13 protein-coding genes and 1 pseudogene are annotated in these 16,757 nt (G+C 72.8%); 8 read left to right on the top strand and 6 right to left on the bottom strand.

Going from position 1 to position 16,757, the window contains the following annotated elements; all coding sequences use genetic code 11:
• Window positions 1-232: 232 nt before the first annotated feature.
• From ACZ58X_RS11520 to ACZ58X_RS11505, 4 genes and pseudogenes are all read left to right on the top strand, one after another.
• Complete coding sequence (locus tag ACZ58X_RS11520; protein WP_470333460.1) at window positions 233-1,267, top strand: LLM class flavin-dependent oxidoreductase; 1,035 nt, start codon at window positions 233-235, stop codon at window positions 1,265-1,267.
• A gap of 103 nt (window positions 1,268-1,370) precedes the next feature.
• Window positions 1,371-2,018 carry a hypothetical protein gene (locus tag ACZ58X_RS11515; RefSeq protein WP_470333459.1) on the top strand — a complete coding sequence of 216 codons (648 nt, stop codon included), beginning with the start codon at window positions 1,371-1,373 and terminating at the stop codon, window positions 2,016-2,018.
• Between the two features lie 231 nt (window positions 2,019-2,249).
• Window positions 2,250-2,762 (top strand): annotated as a pseudogene (locus ACZ58X_RS11510) (DUF2079 domain-containing protein); the annotation flags it as partial.
• A 37-nt stretch (window positions 2,763-2,799) separates the two neighbouring features.
• Window positions 2,800-3,165, top strand: a complete 366-nt coding sequence (locus tag ACZ58X_RS11505; protein WP_470333649.1) for a hypothetical protein — start codon at window positions 2,800-2,802, stop codon at window positions 3,163-3,165.
• Window positions 3,166-3,232: 67 nt separating this feature from the next.
• Here the strand turns inward: ACZ58X_RS11505 and ACZ58X_RS11500 are convergent, their stop codons facing one another.
• Entirely contained in the window at window positions 3,233-5,755 is a 2,523-nt protein-coding gene (locus ACZ58X_RS11500; protein ID WP_470333458.1) for a collagenase, read from the bottom strand.
• Between the two features lie 330 nt (window positions 5,756-6,085).
• On the opposite strand from ACZ58X_RS11500, the gene ACZ58X_RS11495 reads away from it, so the two are divergent.
• Window positions 6,086-8,650 carry a collagenase gene (locus ACZ58X_RS11495; protein WP_470333457.1) on the top strand — a complete coding sequence of 855 codons (2,565 nt, stop codon included), beginning with the start codon at window positions 6,086-6,088 and terminating at the stop codon, window positions 8,648-8,650.
• A gap of 77 nt (window positions 8,651-8,727) precedes the next feature.
• On the opposite strand, the gene ACZ58X_RS11490 is transcribed toward ACZ58X_RS11495, so the two are convergent.
• Window positions 8,728-9,753, bottom strand: a complete 1,026-nt coding sequence (locus tag ACZ58X_RS11490; RefSeq protein ID WP_470333456.1) for a GDP-mannose 4,6-dehydratase — start codon at window positions 9,751-9,753, stop codon at window positions 8,728-8,730.
• A complete protein-coding gene (gene murG / locus ACZ58X_RS11485) occupies window positions 9,750-10,988 on the bottom strand; it encodes an undecaprenyldiphospho-muramoylpentapeptide beta-N-acetylglucosaminyltransferase (RefSeq protein WP_470333455.1) in 1,239 nt (412 codons plus the stop codon). Before murG ends, ACZ58X_RS11490 begins: the two co-directional genes overlap by 4 nt.
• Window positions 10,989-11,154: 166 nt before the next feature.
• Between murG and ACZ58X_RS11480 the strand changes: the two genes are divergently transcribed.
• Together ACZ58X_RS11480 and ACZ58X_RS11475 are read left to right on the top strand one after the other, a co-directional pair.
• Entirely contained in the window at window positions 11,155-11,844 is a 690-nt protein-coding gene (locus tag ACZ58X_RS11480; protein WP_470333454.1) for a response regulator transcription factor, read from the top strand.
• The gene (locus ACZ58X_RS11475) at window positions 11,841-13,229 is read left to right on the top strand and encodes a sensor histidine kinase (RefSeq protein ID WP_470333453.1); all 1,389 of its coding nucleotides are present in this window, start codon (window positions 11,841-11,843) and stop codon (window positions 13,227-13,229) included. Before ACZ58X_RS11480 ends, ACZ58X_RS11475 begins: the two co-directional genes overlap by 4 nt.
• A gap of 15 nt (window positions 13,230-13,244) precedes the next feature.
• On the opposite strand, the gene ACZ58X_RS11470 is transcribed toward ACZ58X_RS11475, so the two are convergent.
• The gene (locus ACZ58X_RS11470) at window positions 13,245-13,811 is read right to left on the bottom strand and encodes a Uma2 family endonuclease (RefSeq protein ID WP_470333452.1); all 567 of its coding nucleotides are present in this window, start codon (window positions 13,809-13,811) and stop codon (window positions 13,245-13,247) included.
• Between the two features lie 196 nt (window positions 13,812-14,007).
• Between ACZ58X_RS11470 and ACZ58X_RS11465 the strand changes: the two genes are divergently transcribed.
• Window positions 14,008-15,015 (top strand): NADP-dependent oxidoreductase, encoded by a 1,008-nt coding sequence (locus ACZ58X_RS11465; RefSeq protein ID WP_470333451.1) that lies wholly within the window; start codon window positions 14,008-14,010, stop codon window positions 15,013-15,015.
• Between the two features lie 30 nt (window positions 15,016-15,045).
• Here the strand turns inward: ACZ58X_RS11465 and ACZ58X_RS11460 are convergent, their stop codons facing one another.
• Both ACZ58X_RS11460 and ACZ58X_RS11455 read right to left on the bottom strand, forming a co-directional pair.
• Window positions 15,046-15,816 (bottom strand): phosphotransferase enzyme family protein, encoded by a 771-nt coding sequence (locus ACZ58X_RS11460; protein WP_470333450.1) that lies wholly within the window; start codon window positions 15,814-15,816, stop codon window positions 15,046-15,048.
• 84 nt (window positions 15,817-15,900) lie between these two features.
• Window positions 15,901-16,719, bottom strand: coding sequence for a LysR family transcriptional regulator (locus ACZ58X_RS11455; protein ID WP_470333449.1), 819 nt, complete (start codon window positions 16,717-16,719; stop codon window positions 15,901-15,903).
• Between the last annotated feature and the right edge of the window lie 38 nt (window positions 16,720-16,757).

Raw genomic sequence — 16,757 nt, 5'->3', positions numbered from 1 at the left:
CAAAAACAAACTAAGCGACCTAGCCGCGCACTGAGCACGACTATGCCCCCCCCCCCCCCCCCCCCCCCCCCGCACCGGCACGGTGCCGCCCGTTGCCCCGTGTTGCGCCGCATGACGGCCCGTTGTCCGGATCCCGCGCCGATCTTGTGGCACCGCGCGCGGTCTGCGTACGGTCGACGGGTACCACCCGTCCGGCCCTCCGGGGCCGCAAACCCCCCGCGGAGCCGCCACCATGCCGCCCTCCCCCCGCCCGCTGCGGAAACTCGGCTTCCTCACCATCGGTCTCTTCGACGAGGCGGACCCGCGCCGGGGCCACGAGTCCACCCTCGACCTGATCACCCTCGGCGAGCGGCTCGGCTTCGACAGCGCCTGGCTGCGCCACCGCCACCTCCAGTTCGGGATCTCCTCCCCGGTCGCCGTCCTCGCCGCCGCCAGCCAGCGCACCAGCCGCATCCAGCTCGGCACCGCCGTCACCCCGCTCGGCTGGGAGAACCCGCTGCGGCTCGCCGAGGACCTCGCCACCGTCGACCTGCTGTCCGGTGGCCGGCTCAACCCCGGGTTCAGCGTCGGCCCGCCCGTCCACTACGAGCACGTGCGCGGCGCGCTCTACCCCGACACCGGGGAGCACGAGGACTTCTCCCCCGCCCGCGCCGAGCGCTTCCTCGCCCTGGTCCGCGGCGAGGACGCCTCCGACTTCGCCGGCACCGAGGGCATCGAGGTGTACTCGCGCAGGGTCCAGCCGCACTCCCCCGGTCTCGCCGACCGGCTCTGGTACGGCGCCGGCAGTCTGCGCTCGGCCCGCTGGGCCGGCGAACAGGGGCTCAACCTGCTGACCAGCAGCGTGGTCAAGCCCGAACCCGGCGACGACGCACCGGACTTCGCCGCCCTCCAGGCCGAGCAGATCCGGGCCTTCCGGGCCCACCACCCCGACGGCGAGCAGGCCCGGGTCTCCCAGGGCCTGGTGGTCATCCCCACCGACGGCGCCACCGCCGAACAGCGCGCCAAGTACGAGGCGTACGCGCTCTCCCGCACCCCGCGCACCCTCACCCCGCAGGGCCCGAACCGGCTGCTCTTCGCCCCCGACCTGGTCGGCAGCTCGGCCGAACTCGCCGAACGCCTGCACGCCCACGCCGGCTTCCGGGAAGTGGACGAGGTCGCCATCGCGCTTCCCTTCGACTTCGAGCCCGAGGACTACACCCAGATCCTCACCGACCTCGCCACCCGCCTCGGCCCCGCCCTCGGCTGGACCCCGCCGACGGCCGGGTAGCGCGGCACGATCTCCGGGAACCGCACCGCAACCGGTCCCAGGACGGACACGTCCCAGCGAGTACGAACGGCCCACCGGCCGGACGACACCACTGGGGGGAACCATGATCGAACCACGGGACGCCGCACCCGCGCCGTCCGCCCTGCCGCCCTGCCCGGGTTGCGCCCGGACCGACCGGGTCCGCAGCGTTCCGGCCGTCCACCTCGCGGGCCGGGACACCGTCACCGTCCACTCCCGGGACAGCGACGGCAACCGCCGGACCCGGACCCGGGAGATCACCAGCCCGCTCGCCCGGGCCCTGGCGCCAGCCCCGGAGCGGCGCCCCGAACGCGTCCCGGCCGTCCTCGGCGTCCCCGCCCTGTTCGCGGCGGGGTTCCTGTTCTTCGTCGCCGACTCACAGAGCAGGTACGAGGACTCCAAGGCCAGGATGTTCGCCGGATCCCCGCTGGCCGACCTCTCGGAGTCCTCCGAGGCCGACTCCTTCTACCTGTTCTCCGGGATCGCGCTCTGCCTCGCGGTCGCGCTGTTCGTCACGGCCGCGCTGCTCCGGGTCAGGAGCAGCCGCGAACTCGCCGGCCGCCCGCAGGCCGAGCGGCTCTGGTCCACCGCCTGGTACTGCGCCCGCTGCGGGACCGCCCACTTCCCGCCCACCGCCGGGCAGGGTGCGGGCGCGGTCACCCTCCCGGAGTTCCGGCGCCGGGTCTGGACGGCGGGCGGCTACGGCCACCTGGCGGACCGGTACCGCGACTGACGCCGCCCCGGGGCCCGGACCTGGACGCGGACGGGGCTGGGCCGGGGCCGGGGCCGGGGCCGGTACCTGCGGCCGATCGGTTGATTCTGCACTGCACGCGACAGCCGTTCCCCGCCCGCGTCGGAGCGTTGCTGACATCTTGTTGGGCGGCGCTCCCGGTGCGTCGCCCGCGGTGCGTCGTCCGCGGTGCACCGGGAGCGCCTTCGGCAGCGGCCTCCGGAAGGTGTGATCATGCAGGCGCCTCTCACCGACAGCACCGTGGGCCGCCCGCCGCGGCAGTCCGGCCCCGGGGAGCGGGTCACCCAGCCGTACCTGCTGCCGCCGGTCGTGGGCAGCGCGTGGTGGGTCTGGGGGCTGGCGGGAGCGCTCTTCGCCGTCTACACGACGCTGTCGGTGCGGATCCACGAACGGATGCTCTCCAACAGCTACGACCTGGGCATCTTCGAGCAGGTGGTCCGCTCGTACGCGGACGGGCACCTGCCCGTCTCCGAGTTGAAGGCGCCCGGCTTCCCGGTGCTGGGGGACCACTTCTCCCCCGTGCTGGCCCTGGTCGCCCCGTTCTACTGGGTCTGGCGCACCCCCGTGACGCTGCTCGTGGTGCAGGCCGCCCTGGTCGCCCTCGGCATGGTGCCGCTGGTCCGCTCAGCCCGGCGCAGGCTGGGCTCGGGACCCGCCGCTGTGATCGGGGCCTGCTACGGCCTGTCCTGGGGTGTCGCCAGCGCGATCGGCTTCGACTTCCACGAGGTGGCCTTCGCCGTCCGTCCAGGTCGGCGGCGCGCCGTTGAACGGCCCGAACGCCGACCAGACCACCTGGTCGACCCCGCCCGCGCTCCCGCCGGGGGCCGCCCCCGCCTGCGGTGTGGCCGTCTCGGACCACGGCAACCAAATCTCCGTGGAGACCATCACCACCGACGGCACGGTCTACCGGACCTTCTGCAGCTTCGCGACCGCGGACGGCAGCACCCCGGTGGACTGCGTGACCGGCAACCCGGGCTGGACGGCGATCACCGACCAGCCGGCCGGACTCCGGTCCGGCGCCCCGCCGTTCGGCACCGAGGAGCAGCGGCGTTCCGGGGACACCGGGCCGACGCGCTCGATCACGGTGGTCTGGGAGCCGTACGTCCGCCGTACCTCCGACCCGGCCTGACGCACTCCCGTCGGATGACGGACGGTGGCCCGGAGCGGATGCTCCGGGCCACCGTGCGGCGTGCGGGTCAGTACTGGGTGGTGATGGTCACGCCGCTGAAATCGGTCTGGGCGTAGAGGCTGATGTAGCGGTAGCCGGCCGTGGTGTTGGTGACGGTCAGGCTCTGGTTGGTGGTGCCGCTGGTGGTCGAGCCGGTGGTGTAGGCGTTCGGGGTGGCCCAGGTGCCGGGGTTGTAGAGCAGGTACGCGGTGCCGGTGCCGCCGGAGCTGGACACCTTCAAGGTGGTGGTGCCGGCCGGCAGGTAGATGTAGTAGTAGGCCAGGTTGCCGGCGGTGGCGGACTGGTTGGTGCGGGAGCAGTTCTTGTCCAGCACGCGGGCGTCGGCGGCGGTGCAGCCGCTGAGGCTGCCGACCGTGACGGACTGGGTGACGGTGTTGGTCTTGCCGTTGCCGTCGGTCACCGTGAGGCTGACGTTGTAGCTGCCGGCCGTGGTGTAGCTGTGGGCGGGGTTCCGGCTGGTGGAGGTGGCGCCGTCGCCGAAGTTCCAGGCCCAGGAGGCGATGGAGCCGCCGGACTCGGTCGACTGGTCGGTGAACTGGACGGCCAGGCCGGTCGGGGCGGCGCTGAACGCGGCGGTCGGCGCGCTGCCGACCGCGCAGGCACCGGCGGCGCAGGCGTCCAGCCAGGTGTTGAACTCGGCGTCGTAGGCGGTGCCGATCGAGTTGTAGGTCGCGTAGCCGCCGGTGTAGTCACCGGTGCGGAAGTGGCCCAGCATGTTCTGGATGACGTCCGGGTGCTTCTCGGCCATGAAGCGGACGGCCAGGTAGCCCCACGGGTAGGTGCGGGTGGTGTCGCTGTTGTCGTAGGTGTTCTGGAACAGCGTGCTGAGCGCGTAGGTGTGCTTGGGCGCCTCGGCCATCGCCCCGGTGTCGGTGACGTTCCGGTAGCTGTAGGACACGTACTCGGCGACGCCCTCGATCCACCAGACGTCCGGCACGGATATCTGCTGGTTGAAGTCGCCCTTCATGTCGAGGCGGCCGTCGAGGGCGTGGGTGTACTCGTGGTTGAGGTTCCAGACGCCGGCGGTGAAGCCGTCGTCGCCGTTCTGGTAGGTCAGCGAGATCGGCTGGTTTCCGGGGGCGGTCGGGTCTCCGATCAGGGTGATGCCGCCGTTGTTGGTGCTGACGCCGTAGATGCCGCCCGCGTAGGTCTGGTAGTCCTGCGGGGAGGCGAAGACCACCGTCTGCAGCGAGTTCTCGTACTGGCCGGCGATCGGGCCGCTGTCCTTGACCAGCTTGTGGAAGAACGGGTCCTGGTTCTGCAGGCTGGCGCAGACGGCGGCCAGGTCGGCGGCGGTGAGGCTCTGCGCGAGGATGGTGTGGGTGGCGTCGCAGGTGTGGCTGACCGGCAGGGCGGCGGCCTTGAGCTGGTCCGGCAGGTTGCAGACGCCGTAGTACGAGCAGTTCGCCTTGTCGTAGAAGGCGGCCATGCCGGCGACGCCGACCCAGAGCGACGCGGTGGGGCCGGTGATCGAGGAGACGTCCATCAGGCCCTTGATCAGCGGGCGGACGGTGCCGACCAGGGCGGGGTGCTCGATGAACCGGGCCGTCTCCAGACCGGCGTTGGAGTCCAGGAAGGAGTTGGTGCCGCCGAGCATGCTCCGGTGGTTGAGCGCGAAGCTGTCGAGGGTGTGGATGATGCTCGGGTCGGCGGTGACGGCCGCGACGAAGTCGGCGTTCTGGTGGCCGCGGAAGAGCGGGGTGTACACGCTGTTCGCGAAGTTCACCATGTACCAGGACGCGTCCCACGAGCTGTTGTACGCGTTCAGCACCCGCTGGTAGGTGCCGAGGTAGTGGGCCTGGAGGTTGGCGCTGTCACTGAGGATCATCGCCTGGCCCGTGATCTGGCCGTTGCCGTCGTTGACGTCCAGGAAGTGCGGGCTCGCCACCAGGGTGTCCAGCGCGGCCTGGACGGCGGCGGTGAGCGTCGCGTCGTAGCTGCCGACGTCGCCCGGGCGGTAGTACTGCACGTAGTAGCCGGCCTGGAGGAAGTAGACCAGCTGGTAGATCCCGGTGGAGTTGTCGCCGGTGTACGAGGCGGCGGCGCTCTTGAGGCCGTTGGCGACCGCGAGCATCTGGCTCTGCTGGAACACCCCGTGGGCGTCGCCGCCGGTGATCCGGAAGAGCGAGCTGATGCAGTCGACGGACGAGCCCTGGATGAAGCCCACCAGGTCGGAGCCGCTCCGGCCGCTGAAATCGGCGGGGGTGCAGGAGGTGGCGGCCGGGGCCTTGGCGAGCCTGGGGGCCGGGGCCTTGGGTGCGGCCGACTGCGGTGAGCGCGGCGGGAGTTGGGCGGGGGCGAGGCGGCCGGCCTGGGCCTGGGCGTGGGTGTCGAGGCCGAAGGCGGTGCCGGTGGGGGCCGTTCCGCCGGGGTGCGCGGAAGGGGCGGTCTGACCGGCGGCCGGGCCGGCCTGGGCACCGGCCTGCGCCGTGGGGGCGGCGAGGCTCGGGGCGGCGGCGAGGCCGGTGATGGCGGTGCTCGCGGCGGCGAGCACCGCGAACGCACGGGGTAGCCGGAGTCGGTGACGCATCGTCACTCCTTGCTGGGGGGTGTGGGGGTGGGCCTCGGGCAGCTGCTGCGGAGGCCGTCGCCTGGCACCGTGCCACGGTTGCCTCACCACAATCAATAGGGTGTGACATGTCACTTTGATTCGTGCACCCGAGCTTCGGATGCGAAGCACGGGAGCCGGCGGAGCGCCCGACGGGGGCGGTCCGCGAGGCCCTGCACGGACCCTTGCGATGACATATAACCTGTGACATTGTTCTGACCCTGATTCCGGTGACAGGTCACACGTCAACTCCCCCTCAGCCTCGTGGCCGACGCCGCGTCACCTCCCCCACCTCAGGACAAGGACACCGCAGTGCGTCTGCGCCAATCCCTTCCGCTCCTGGTGGCCGCCGCCCTCGCCGGCCCCGCCACCCTGCTCCCGACCCCGGCCGTCGCCGCCTCCCCGGCGTCGGCCACCGCCGTGGCCACGGCCTCGGCGGTCCAGGGCCGGGCCCCGGCCACACCGAAGGCGTTCGGCGCCGAGATATCCGCCCCGCCCTCCTCCGAGCAGCTCGGCCGCACGGCCGCCCCGCTCCCGGCGGAACAGCTCGGCCAGGCCCTCCAGCCGACCGGCACGGCCGTCCAGACCACCCAGCGCCCGCAGGCCGCCGCCACGGCCCAGCACGCGCTGACCGCCCAGGCGCCCGCCGCGGCCGGCTGCGCGCCCTCGGACTTCGCCAGCCGCAGCGGCGCCGACCTGGCCGCCTTCGTCCAGGCCTCGACCACGGACTGCGTCAAGACGCTCTTCAACGTCACCGGCACCGACACGGCCAACGTCTTCAAGCAGTCCCAGATGCTCGCCGTCGCCAACGCCTTCCGGGCCCAGGCGGGGAAGTACACCGGCGACAACTCCGGCAACCTGCTGCAACTGGTGCTCTTCCTGCGCGCCGGCTACTACGTCCAGTCCAACAACGCGAGCACCGTCGGCCCGTACGACGCCACGCTCACCGCCGCCGTCCAGGCCGGCCTGGACGCCTTCTTCGCGACCGCGCACCGGACGGACGTCAGCGACGCCAACGGCACCGTGCTCAGCGAGGTGCTGGTCCTGACCGACAGCGCCAACATCCAGGCCCGCTACCTGAACGTCTACCAGCAGATCCTGAACGCCTACGGCAACGGCTACAACGCCTTCCCGAAGATGGTCAACGCCGTCAACTCGGTGCTGTGGGCGCCGCTGTGGCGGGCCAACTGGAACCCGGACTACGTCAGCGCCGTCACCGCCGACCCGGGCGTGGTCACCACGCTGGCGAACTTCGCCCAGAACCACAAGGACCTGCTCACCACCCCCAACGCCTTCCTCACCGTCAACGCGGGCAACGACCTGGCCCGCGCCGCCGGTGACGGCCCGGCCGTCGAGGCCGTCGCCAAGCCGCTGATCAAGCGGGTGCTCGACAGCACCCCGATCTCCGGCGCGGTCGGCAAGCTGTACGTGTACACCGCGTACAACGCCAACCAGTACGACAACGCGCAGTGCTCGTACTACGGCACCTGCGACCTGCCCGGCAAGCTCACCGCCGCCGTGCTGCCCAACACCCTCGTCTGCGACAACCGCACCATCCGCACCGAGGACCTCACCGCCGCCGAACTGGCCACCGTCTGCGCGAGCCTGCGCGGCGAGGACACCTTCTTCCACCACCTGGTGAAGGACAACGGCCCGATCCCCGGCCAGTACGGCAAGACCATCACCCTCGCCGTCTTCGCCAACCGGGACGACTACCTGACGTACTCCTGGGCGATCTACAACAACTCCACCGACAACGGCGGCCAGACCGTCATGGACGTCACCGACCCCAACAACAAGCCCGTGTCGGTGATGTACAAGAAGTCCTACCTCGACGGCTTCCCGGCCAACGTGTGGAACCTCAACCACGAGTACACCCACTACCTCGACAACATCTACGACATGAAGGGCAACTTCGGCACCGAGATCTCCGTCCCGGACATCTGGTGGATCGAGGGCGTCGCCGAGTACGAGTCCTACACCTACCGCGGCACCACCGACACCCAGGCGATGGCCGAGGCCGCCACGCACCGGTACAAGCTGAGCACCGTCTTCCAGAACACCTACGACAACTCGGACACGGTGCGCACCTACCCGTGGGGCTACCTGGCCGTCCGGTACATGGTCGAGAAGCACCCCGCCGACGTCCAGAACATGCTCGGCCACTTCCGCACCGGCGACTACCAGGGCGGCTACGCCGTCTACAACGGCCTCGGCACCTCCTACGACGCCGACTTCGACACCTGGCTGAACGCCTGCGCCGCCGGCGCCTGCTACGCGGACGGCCCGACCGCCCTCTTCGACCAGTCCGTCAACGGCGCCACCGTCACCCTCACCGACAAGTCCGTGGAGACCAACTCCCCGGCCTCGCTGGCCTCCTGGCACTGGACCTTCGGTGACGGCAGCAGCTCCGAGGACCGCAACCCGGTCCACACCTACGCGGCCGCCGGCACCTACACCGTCAACCTGACCGTCACGGACAGCGCCGGCAAGTCCACCAGCACCCCGACCTCGGTCACCGTCACCACCGGCGGCACCACCACCCTGCCGACCTGCACCGACCCGCGCACCGACGCCCTCGGCCAGAACTGCTCCCGGCCGAACCAGGCCCGTACCGCCGGGAACCTGGACTACTTCTACGTCTACCTGCCGGCCGGCACCAGCACCCTCAAGGTCACCACCTCCGGCGGCACCGGCACCGCGGCCCTCTACTACAACGCCGACACCTGGGCCTCCCCGAGCGCTCACACCGCCGCCTCCACCGACCCGGGCACCACCCAGAGCCTGGCCGTCACCAACCCGGCGGCCGGCTACCGGTACATCAGCCTGTACGCCACCACCGATTTCACCGGGGTGACCGTCAGCACCCAGTACTGACCGTCCACTTGACCGAACGGCCCGAGCGGCACGCCCCCCGGTCGGGGGCGTGCCGCTCGGGCCGTCGGCCTCGGTGCTCAGACCGCGTAGCGCTTGGGGTCGAACAGGTGGAGGTGCTCGGCCACCCAGGCCGAGGTCTTGGCCAGCCCCTCCTCCAGCGGGACCTCCGGCCGCCAGCCCGACCAGGTGCGGGCCCGGGAGTTGTCGGAGAGCAGCCGGTGCACCTCGCTGCCCGCCGGGCGCAGCCGGGCCGGGTCGACCGTGATCTCGACGTCGGTACGGCCGGAGGCGGCGATCAGCGCAGCCGCCAGGTCGCCGATCGAGACCTCGTGCCCGGTCCCGAGGTTCACCGCCTCGCCGACCGCGCGGTCGCAGTCGGCGAGGGCGAGGAAGCCCTCGGCGGTGTCGGTGACGTAGGTGAAGTCCCGGGTCGGGGTGAGCGAGCCCATCCGCAACTCCCGTGCCCCGGAGTGGAGCTGGGCGAGGATCGCGGGGATCACGGCGCGGGCGGACTGGCGCGGGCCGTAGGTGTTGAACGGCCGCACCACGGTGACCGGCAGGTCGAAGGCGTGGTGGAAGCTCAGCGCCATCATGTCGGCCCCGATCTTCGAGGCGGAGTACGGGGACTGGGGCTGCAAGGGGTGGTCCTCGCCGATCGGCGCGCGCAGCGCCGTTCCGTAGACCTCACTGGTCGAGGTGTGCAGGACGCGCCGCACGCCGTGCCGCCGCGCCGCCTCCAGCACGTTCTGGGTGCCGACGACGTTGGTGTGCACGTACGCGCCCGGGGAGTCGTAGCTGTACGGGATCCCGATCAGCGCCGCCAGGTGGAACACCGTGTCGCAGCCGGCCACGGCGTCCGAGACCCGGCCCGCGTCGCGGACGTCGCCGGCCAGCATCTCGACCCGGTCGCTGCCCAGGTGGGCGGCGAGGTGACCGCGTTCGGCGTAGGGCTTGTAGTGGACCAGGGCGCGGACCCGGGCGCCGCGGGCGACCAGCAGGTCGACCAGGGTCGAACCGATGAAGCCCTCGGCGCCGGTGACCAGGACGGTGCGGTCGGCCCAGCTGGCGGGGGCGGTGGTGGCGCTGGTGGTGGTGGCGGTCATTCGGCGAGCTCCGTTTCGATGGTGCGGATCGGGGTCGGGATCGGCTTCGGGATCGGCTTCGGGATCGGGGTGGTGATCGGGGTCGGCGTCGCGGTCCGGCCGTGCGACCGGCCGGCCAGCCGGCGGACCCAGTCGGCCAGCAGGTCGGCGGCCCGCGCGTGGGTCCCCCCGGGGGCGGCGGCGGCCATGGCGGCCAGCCGGGACGGGTCGGCCAGCAGTGGGTCCAGCACGGCGGCGAGGGAGTCCGCGTCGGTGGACTCGTCGCGCAGGATCCGCGCCGCCCCCGCGTCGGCGAGCACCTTGGCGTTGTGGAACTGGTGGTCGCCGGGCGCGTGCGGGTACGGCACCAGCACGGCGGGCACCCGGACGGTGGCCAGCTCGGCCACGGTCGCCGCCCCGGCCCGGCAGACCACCACGTCGCTGGCGGCGTAGGCGAGGTCCATCCGGTCCAGGTACGGCACCGCCTCGGCGACGGCGTCCCCGCCGACGGCGGCGAGCCGCTGCCGGGTGTCGTCCAGGGCCTGCGGGCCGGTCTTGATCAGCAGCCGGACGTCCGTCCGGCCGCGCCAGCGTTCGGCCAGGCCGAGCGCGGCCTCGGTCAGCCGGCGCGCGCCGAGGCTGCCGCCGTTGAACAGCACCAGCCGCGCCCCGGGCGGAACGCCCAGCCGGTGGCGGGCCCGGGCGCGCTCGGCCTGCCGGTCCAGCCGGGCCACCGCTCCGGTGAGCGGCATGCCGACGGTGACCGCCCGGTGCCGGCGCCCCTTCGGCAGGTGCTCCCTGGTCTCGTCGAAGGCGAGCGCGATCTGCGGGGTGAGCCGCGCGGCGAAGGCGTTGGCCCGCCCCGGCACGGCGTTCGACTCATGGATCAGGCTGGGCAGTCCGGCCATCCGGGCGGCCAGCACGGCCGGCGCGGAGGCGTACCCGCCCATCCCCACCACGACCTGCGCCCGCTGGTCCTCGACCGCGCGCTGCGCCTGCTTGGCGGCGCGGACCAGGTCCGCCGGCAGCAGGTAGCGCCGGGCACCGAGCGAGGGGTCGAAGGGGATCATGTCGACGGTGTGCAGCCGGTAGCCGGCCTCCGGGATCAGCCGGGTCTCCAGGCCGCGTGTGGTGCCCACGAAGGAGATCACGGCGTCGGGGTCGGTTCTCCGCAGGGCCTCCGCCAAGGCCAGGCCCGGGTAGATGTGGCCGCCGGTGCCGCCGGCACCGATCACGACCGAGAGTGGTGTGTCCATGGCTCACCACCGTGGCGGGCCGGCCTAAGAGGGCTTTAAGAGAATGCGGGCCTTCGCCCGCTATCTTTCGGTATGCCCGGAACGGGCCGCGAGCACGGAACGGCCCGCGAGCACGGAACGGGCCGTCGGAGCAGGTCAACGGGGTACGAGGAACGGAGGGTCGGCGGTGCGGATTCTGGTGGCGGACGATGACCAGGAGGTGCGGGAGGCCGTGGCCGACGGACTGACCGTCGAGGGCTACGAGGTGGTCACCGCCGTCGACGGGCACGACGCCTTGGCCAAGATCGCCTCCCACGAGCCCGACGCGGTCGTGCTCGACGTGATGATGCCGGTCCTCGACGGCCTCGCCGTCTGCCGCCAGCTGCGGGCCCTGCACGACCGCACCCCGGTCCTGGTGCTGACCGCGCGGGACAACATCGACGACCGCGTCGACGGGCTGGACGCCGGTGCCGACGACTACCTCGTCAAGCCCTTCGCCCTGGCCGAACTCACCGCCCGGCTGCGCGCGCTGCTGCGCCGCGCCGCCCTCGACGCGCCCGGCGCCGAGACCGACGCCGAACTGCGCTACGCCGACCTGGTCCTGGACCCGCGGACCCGCACCGGGCACCGCGGCTCCCGCCGGCTGGAGTTCAGCCGCACCGAGGCGACCCTGCTGGAACTGCTGCTGCGCCACTCCGGCCAGGTGCTCACCCGCGAGACCCTGCTGGAGCGGGTCTGGGGGCAGGACTTCGGCCCCGAATCCAACTCCCTCGCCGTGTACGTCGGTTACCTGCGCCGCAAGCTGGAGGCGGGCGGCGAACCGCGCCTGGTGCACACCGTGCACGGCGTCGGCTACCGACTGGCCGCGGGCTCGTGACCCTCCGCGTCCGGCTCGCGGTGGCGACCGCCCTGGCCGTCGCCACCGTCGCCCTCGGCCTCAGCTGGGCCGCCTTCGCGGTGATCCGCTACGAACTGACCCACCAACTGGAGCTGGAGCTCACCCAGGCCGCCACCGTCGCCCTCCAGCAGCAGGGCAACGAACCGCCCGGCGTGCTCTCCGGGCAGTGCCGCTACCTGGCCGCCCCGGCCTGCACCCAGGTCGTCCCGGCCGACCCGGCCCGCGACCCCCGGACGGCCGTCGCCCCGTACCTGTTCCCGGTCACCCCGGCCGTGCGCGAGGTCGCCGCCGGGCAGCGCGCCGCCTATTTCAGCACCGCCACCGTCGCCGGGTTCCCGGCCCGGATGCTGGTCACGCCCTTCCGGGGCGGCACCGCCCTCCAGGTCGTGCTGCGCTCGGACGGGGTGGACCGCGCCGTACGGCAGTCCGCGGCCGCGTTCGCCGGGCTCGGCGCCGCCGGGGTGCTGGCGGCCGGGTTCCTCGGCTGGTGGGCCTCCCGGACCGGCCTGCGCCCGGTGACCCGGCTCACCGCCACGGTCGAACGGATCACCGCCACCGGCGACCCCCATCACCGGATCACCTCCCACGCGGCCACCGGCCGCCGCCGGGACGAGGTCACCCGGCTCGGCGAGAGCTTCGACACCATGCTCGACGCGCTGGAACGCTCGGTCACCGCCCAGCGCCGCCTGGTCTCCGACGCCTCCCACGAACTGCGCACCCCGCTGACGGCACTGCGCACCAACGCCGAGCTGCTGGCCCGCGGCGACCGGCTCACCGACGCCCAGCGCGAACGGGCCGCGACCGCCCTGGGGCGCCAGCTGCGCGAGGTCACCGGCATGGTCAACGACCTGGTCGAACTCGCCCGGGACGAGGAGCCCCAGGCCCTGGTCGAGCGGTTCCGCCTGCTGCCGCTGGTCGAGCACGCCGTCACCTCGGCGCGCGGGCACTGGCCGGGCCAGGAGTTCACCCTCGCCGTCGGACCGGGCGCCGCCGAGGCGGTCGTGCCGGGCGTCCCCGCCCGGCTGGTGCGGCTGCTGGGGAACCTGCTCGACAACGCCGCCAAGTTCGGCGCCGGGCGCGGACCGGTGGAGGTCCGGGTGGCGCTGGCCGGCGACGGCGGCGACACCCTGGAGGTGTCCGTCCGCGACCACGGCCCGGGCATCGCCACCGAGGACCTCCCGTACGTCTTCGACCGCTTCTACCGCTCCGACACCGCCCGCAGCCTCCCCGGCTCCGGCCTCGGCCTCGCCATGGCCCGCCAGATCGCCCGCGCCCACGGCGCCGACCTCGTCGCCCGCGAGGCCGACCCGCACCACGGCGGCGGCGCCTGCTTCGCCCTCACCGGCCTGCCCGTTTCCCGGTGAGGCGGGCAGGCCTGGTCAGAACCTGGTGGTGTCGAGGTCCACCTCGAAGGGCTCGGGAAGCCGCACCGGCACGCCGAACGGGTGCGGGCCCTCCACCCGGGTGTAGCCGAGCTCGCCCGGCTGGGAGAACAACGTGCAGGCCCCCTCCTGGCGGTCCACCAGCAGGTAGAGCGGAGCGCCGAACTGCGCGTAGCGACGGCGCTTCACCGTCCGGTCCGTGTCGGCGTTCGACGGCGAGGTCACCTCGACCACCAGGAGCGTCCGGTCCGGAAGCAGGGCACCCTCCGACTCGAAGAGCTCCTCCGGCAGAACGGCCATGTCAGGCAGGTAGAAGTTCTGCGTCCCCGGCAGATCGAGATTGCCCGAGCCCGCCAACAGGCCCAGCTCGTCCATGCGGCGGCCGAGCTGCTTGCCGATCAGAGCGGTGGCGCGCTCATGCGCCCAGGACGGCGACACGGGGGTGATGACTCCTTCGATGATCTCGACGCGCTCACCCGCAATGTGCTGAATCGCGTACTTGAGAGCCTGCTCCGGATTCGGTACCTGGCTGTAGTCGCCAGGCCCGATCTGCGCTGTGCTCACTTGCTGTTCTCCTCTCCGGCGCCGGTCTCCGCGCTCGGGGGCTGCCCGGCGGAAAGACTATCGGTGCCTCAACCCGCTCCCCCGCACTTCACCACGCCCGACCCACGGAATCCGGACATTCACTGGTCATATGACTAAGCGCTTGCTTAGACTCGGCACCTGTCCTCACCGTGCGAGAACGCCACCAGGAGTCGTCATGACCGACGTCAACCGTCAGATCCGCCTTGCCCGTCGACCGGTCGGGGAGGTCCGGCCGGAGGACTGGGCCTACGGGGAGGAGCCGGTGGGGGTGCCCGGGGACGGGGAGTTCCTGGGGCGGACGCGGTACGTGTCGCTGGACCCGGCGATGCGCGGGTGGCTGGACGACCGGCCGTCCTACCTGCCGCCGGTGGGGCTGGGCGAGGTGATGCGGGCCGGGGCGGTGGCCGAGGTGGTCGCGTCCAACCACCCGAAGTTCCGGGTCGGCGACCACGTGGTGGGCTCCTTCGGGGTCCAGGACTACGCGGTGTCGGACGGCAAGGGCGTGGTCAAGGTCGATCCCGCGCTCGCCCCGCTGCCCACCTACCTCGGGGCGCTCGGGATGCCCGGGATGACGGCCTACTTCGGGCTGCTGGAGGTCGGCGCGCTCAAGGAGGGCGAGACCGTGGTGGTCTCCGGCGCGGCCGGGGCGGTCGGCACGATGGTCGGGCAGATCGCCAAGGTGAAGGGCTGCCGGGTGGTCGGGATCGCGGGCGGGCCGGAGAAGTGCGCGCTGCTGACCGAGGAGCTCGGCTTCGACGCGGCGGTCGACTACCGCGCCGAGGACGTCCGCAAGGCGCTGCGCACCCACGCCCCGGACGGCATCGACGTCTACTTCGACAACGTCGGCGGCCCGATCCTGGACGCCGCGCTGACCAGGCTGGCGATGCACGCCCGGGTGGTGGTGTGCGGCGCGATCAGCCAGTACAACAACGAGGAATCGGTGCAGGGCCCGTCCAACTACCTTTCGCTGCTGGTGCGGCGGGCCCGGATGGAGGGCTTCGTGGTGTTCGACTACGCCCGCCGGTACGCGGAGGCGGCGGCCGAGATCGCGGGCTGGATCGGCGAGGGCCGGATCAAGGTGAAGGAGCACCTGGTCGAGGGCACGGTCGCGGACTTCCCGGAGACCCTCGGAATGCTCTTCCGCGGGGAGAACACCGGCAAGCTGGTGCTGGGCCTGGTCTGAGCCGCGGACCCTGGACGCGCCCCGGCGGCCTCAGCCGCCGAGCAGGGCCGCCCGCTCGGCGCGGAGCCAGCGGCGCTCGGCCGTCATCTCGGCCGCGTCGCCGCGGGCGAGGAAGGCCGCCCACGGCTGCTCGCCGCGCCCGCCGAGCCGCTCGATCCGCGCGGCCTCCCGGGTCTGGAGCGCGTCCAGGGCGTCGAGCACCGCCTCCGGCCGCTCGCCGTAGGCGGTGCACAGCGCGTCCAGGCGTTCCGGTAGCACTCCGGGCCCGCTGACGGCGGCCCGCCGCTGCTGCTCGGCGGAGCGCAACGGCACCGCGTACCAGGCGAGTTGGGCGAGGTCGTCGACGGCGTGGCCGGGCGCGGCGAAGTCCCAGTCGATGAAGCCGGCCAGGTGGTCGCCGTCCCAGACGGCGTTCCACGGGCCGAGGTCGCCGTGCCGGATGACCAGGCCGGGCCGCCACTCCTGCTCGGCGCCCTGCCAGTGCGCCCCGGCGGGCGGGCGGAAGTCCCGGACGGCGTCGTGGTACTCGCGCAGCCAGCGCCCGAGGGCGCGGACGCCCGTGGTGGACCGCAGGGCGGCCGGCCAGGGCGCGAAGGCGGGTTCGCCGTGCAGCAGCGAGAGCACCTCCTCGCCGCCCTCGACGGCGATCGGGCGAGGGGCCCGGGTGAAGCCCGCCGCCTCCAGGTGGGCCAGCAGGGCGTGCACGGCGGGCGTCCACGCGCCGACCGGCCGGCGGATGGTGTCCCCGATCCGCCGCACCGTGGTCACGCTTCCCCGGTCCGTCGCTCCGTCCTCGATCACCGGGGCAGCGTAGCCGTCTCCGCAGGTCGGCGTCGCGCGGTTTCCCGCCGGGGGGCGCCCCCGGCGAGCGGGCGCGCGGCGCGGTCAGGCGGGCCGCAGCGTGGCGGTGGCGATCTCCAGGAAGTCGCGCAGCGGCTTGCCTCGCCGGGCGGCCAGGTCGGCCGGGACGGCCAGGCAAGTCTCGACTCCGGGGACGTCGGTGACGGTCCGGTGGACGAGGTCGGGGCGGGCGTAGGAGCGCACCACGCTCAGCGGCAGCAGGCCGATGCCGTGCCCGGAGGCGATCAGCTCGAACTTCTCCTCCAGTGAGGCGGTCCGCCGGAGCGGTGCGTCGAGCATCCGCTCGCCGGCGAGGTCGGCGGTGGTGAGTTCGGTGCGGGCGGCCAGCGGGTGCGTCGCGGGCAGGCAGGCAACCCGGGGCTCGTGGCCGATCGGAATGGTGCGCAGCCCCGATTCGTCGAACGGCCGCCGCAGGTAGGCCACTTGGCAGCGGCCGTCGCGCAGCGGCGCGTCCGGCTCCCACCAGTGCGCCGGGACGAGGTCGGTCTCGACGTCCGGGTGCCGCAGGGCGAACGCGCGGATCGCCTCCGACACGTGCAGGCCGGGCGAGAAGGCGACGACGAGCCGCCGGGTGCCCCGGTCGGCGTCGTGCACGCGCTGCACCGCCGCGGCGACGGCCGCGAGGATCCCCCGCGCCTCCTCCTGGAGCTGTCGGCCGGCCGGGGTCAGTTCCACGCTGCGCGTGGTCCGGACCAGCAGGGTGCACTCCAACTCCTGCTCGATGGCCCGGATCTGACGGCTGAGGACGGGTTGGGTGATGTGCAGCTGCTCCGCCGCCCGGCCGAAGTGCCGGTGTTCGGCGACGGCCGCGAAGTAGCGGAGCTTGCGCAGGTCGAGATCCATGCCGGAAAGGTATCAATGCCCAGGAAGGGTATTGGACG

Source organism: Kitasatospora sp. NPDC040550, assembly GCF_055594965.1.
The sequence above is the reverse complement of the archived record's forward strand: the minus strand, read 5'-3'. Positions and strand labels throughout refer to the sequence as shown.

Excerpts from the sequence above, each read along its gene's own strand:
- ACZ58X_RS11520 (WP_470333460.1), top strand. The coding sequence starts at position 233 with ATGCCGCCCTCCCCCCGCCCGCTGCGGAAACTCGGCTTCCTCACCATC.
- ACZ58X_RS11515 (WP_470333459.1), top strand. The coding sequence starts at position 1,371 with ATGATCGAACCACGGGACGCCGCACCCGCGCCGTCCGCCCTGCCGCCC.
- ACZ58X_RS11500 (WP_470333458.1), bottom strand. The coding sequence starts at position 5,755 with ATGCGTCACCGACTCCGGCTACCCCGTGCGTTCGCGGTGCTCGCCGCC.
- ACZ58X_RS11490 (WP_470333456.1), bottom strand. The coding sequence starts at position 9,753 with ATGACCGCCACCACCACCAGCGCCACCACCGCCCCCGCCAGCTGGGCC.
- murG (WP_470333455.1), bottom strand. The coding sequence starts at position 10,988 with ATGGACACACCACTCTCGGTCGTGATCGGTGCCGGCGGCACCGGCGGC.
- ACZ58X_RS11465 (WP_470333451.1), top strand. The coding sequence starts at position 14,008 with ATGACCGACGTCAACCGTCAGATCCGCCTTGCCCGTCGACCGGTCGGG.
- ACZ58X_RS11455 (WP_470333449.1), bottom strand. The coding sequence starts at position 16,719 with ATGGATCTCGACCTGCGCAAGCTCCGCTACTTCGCGGCCGTCGCCGAA.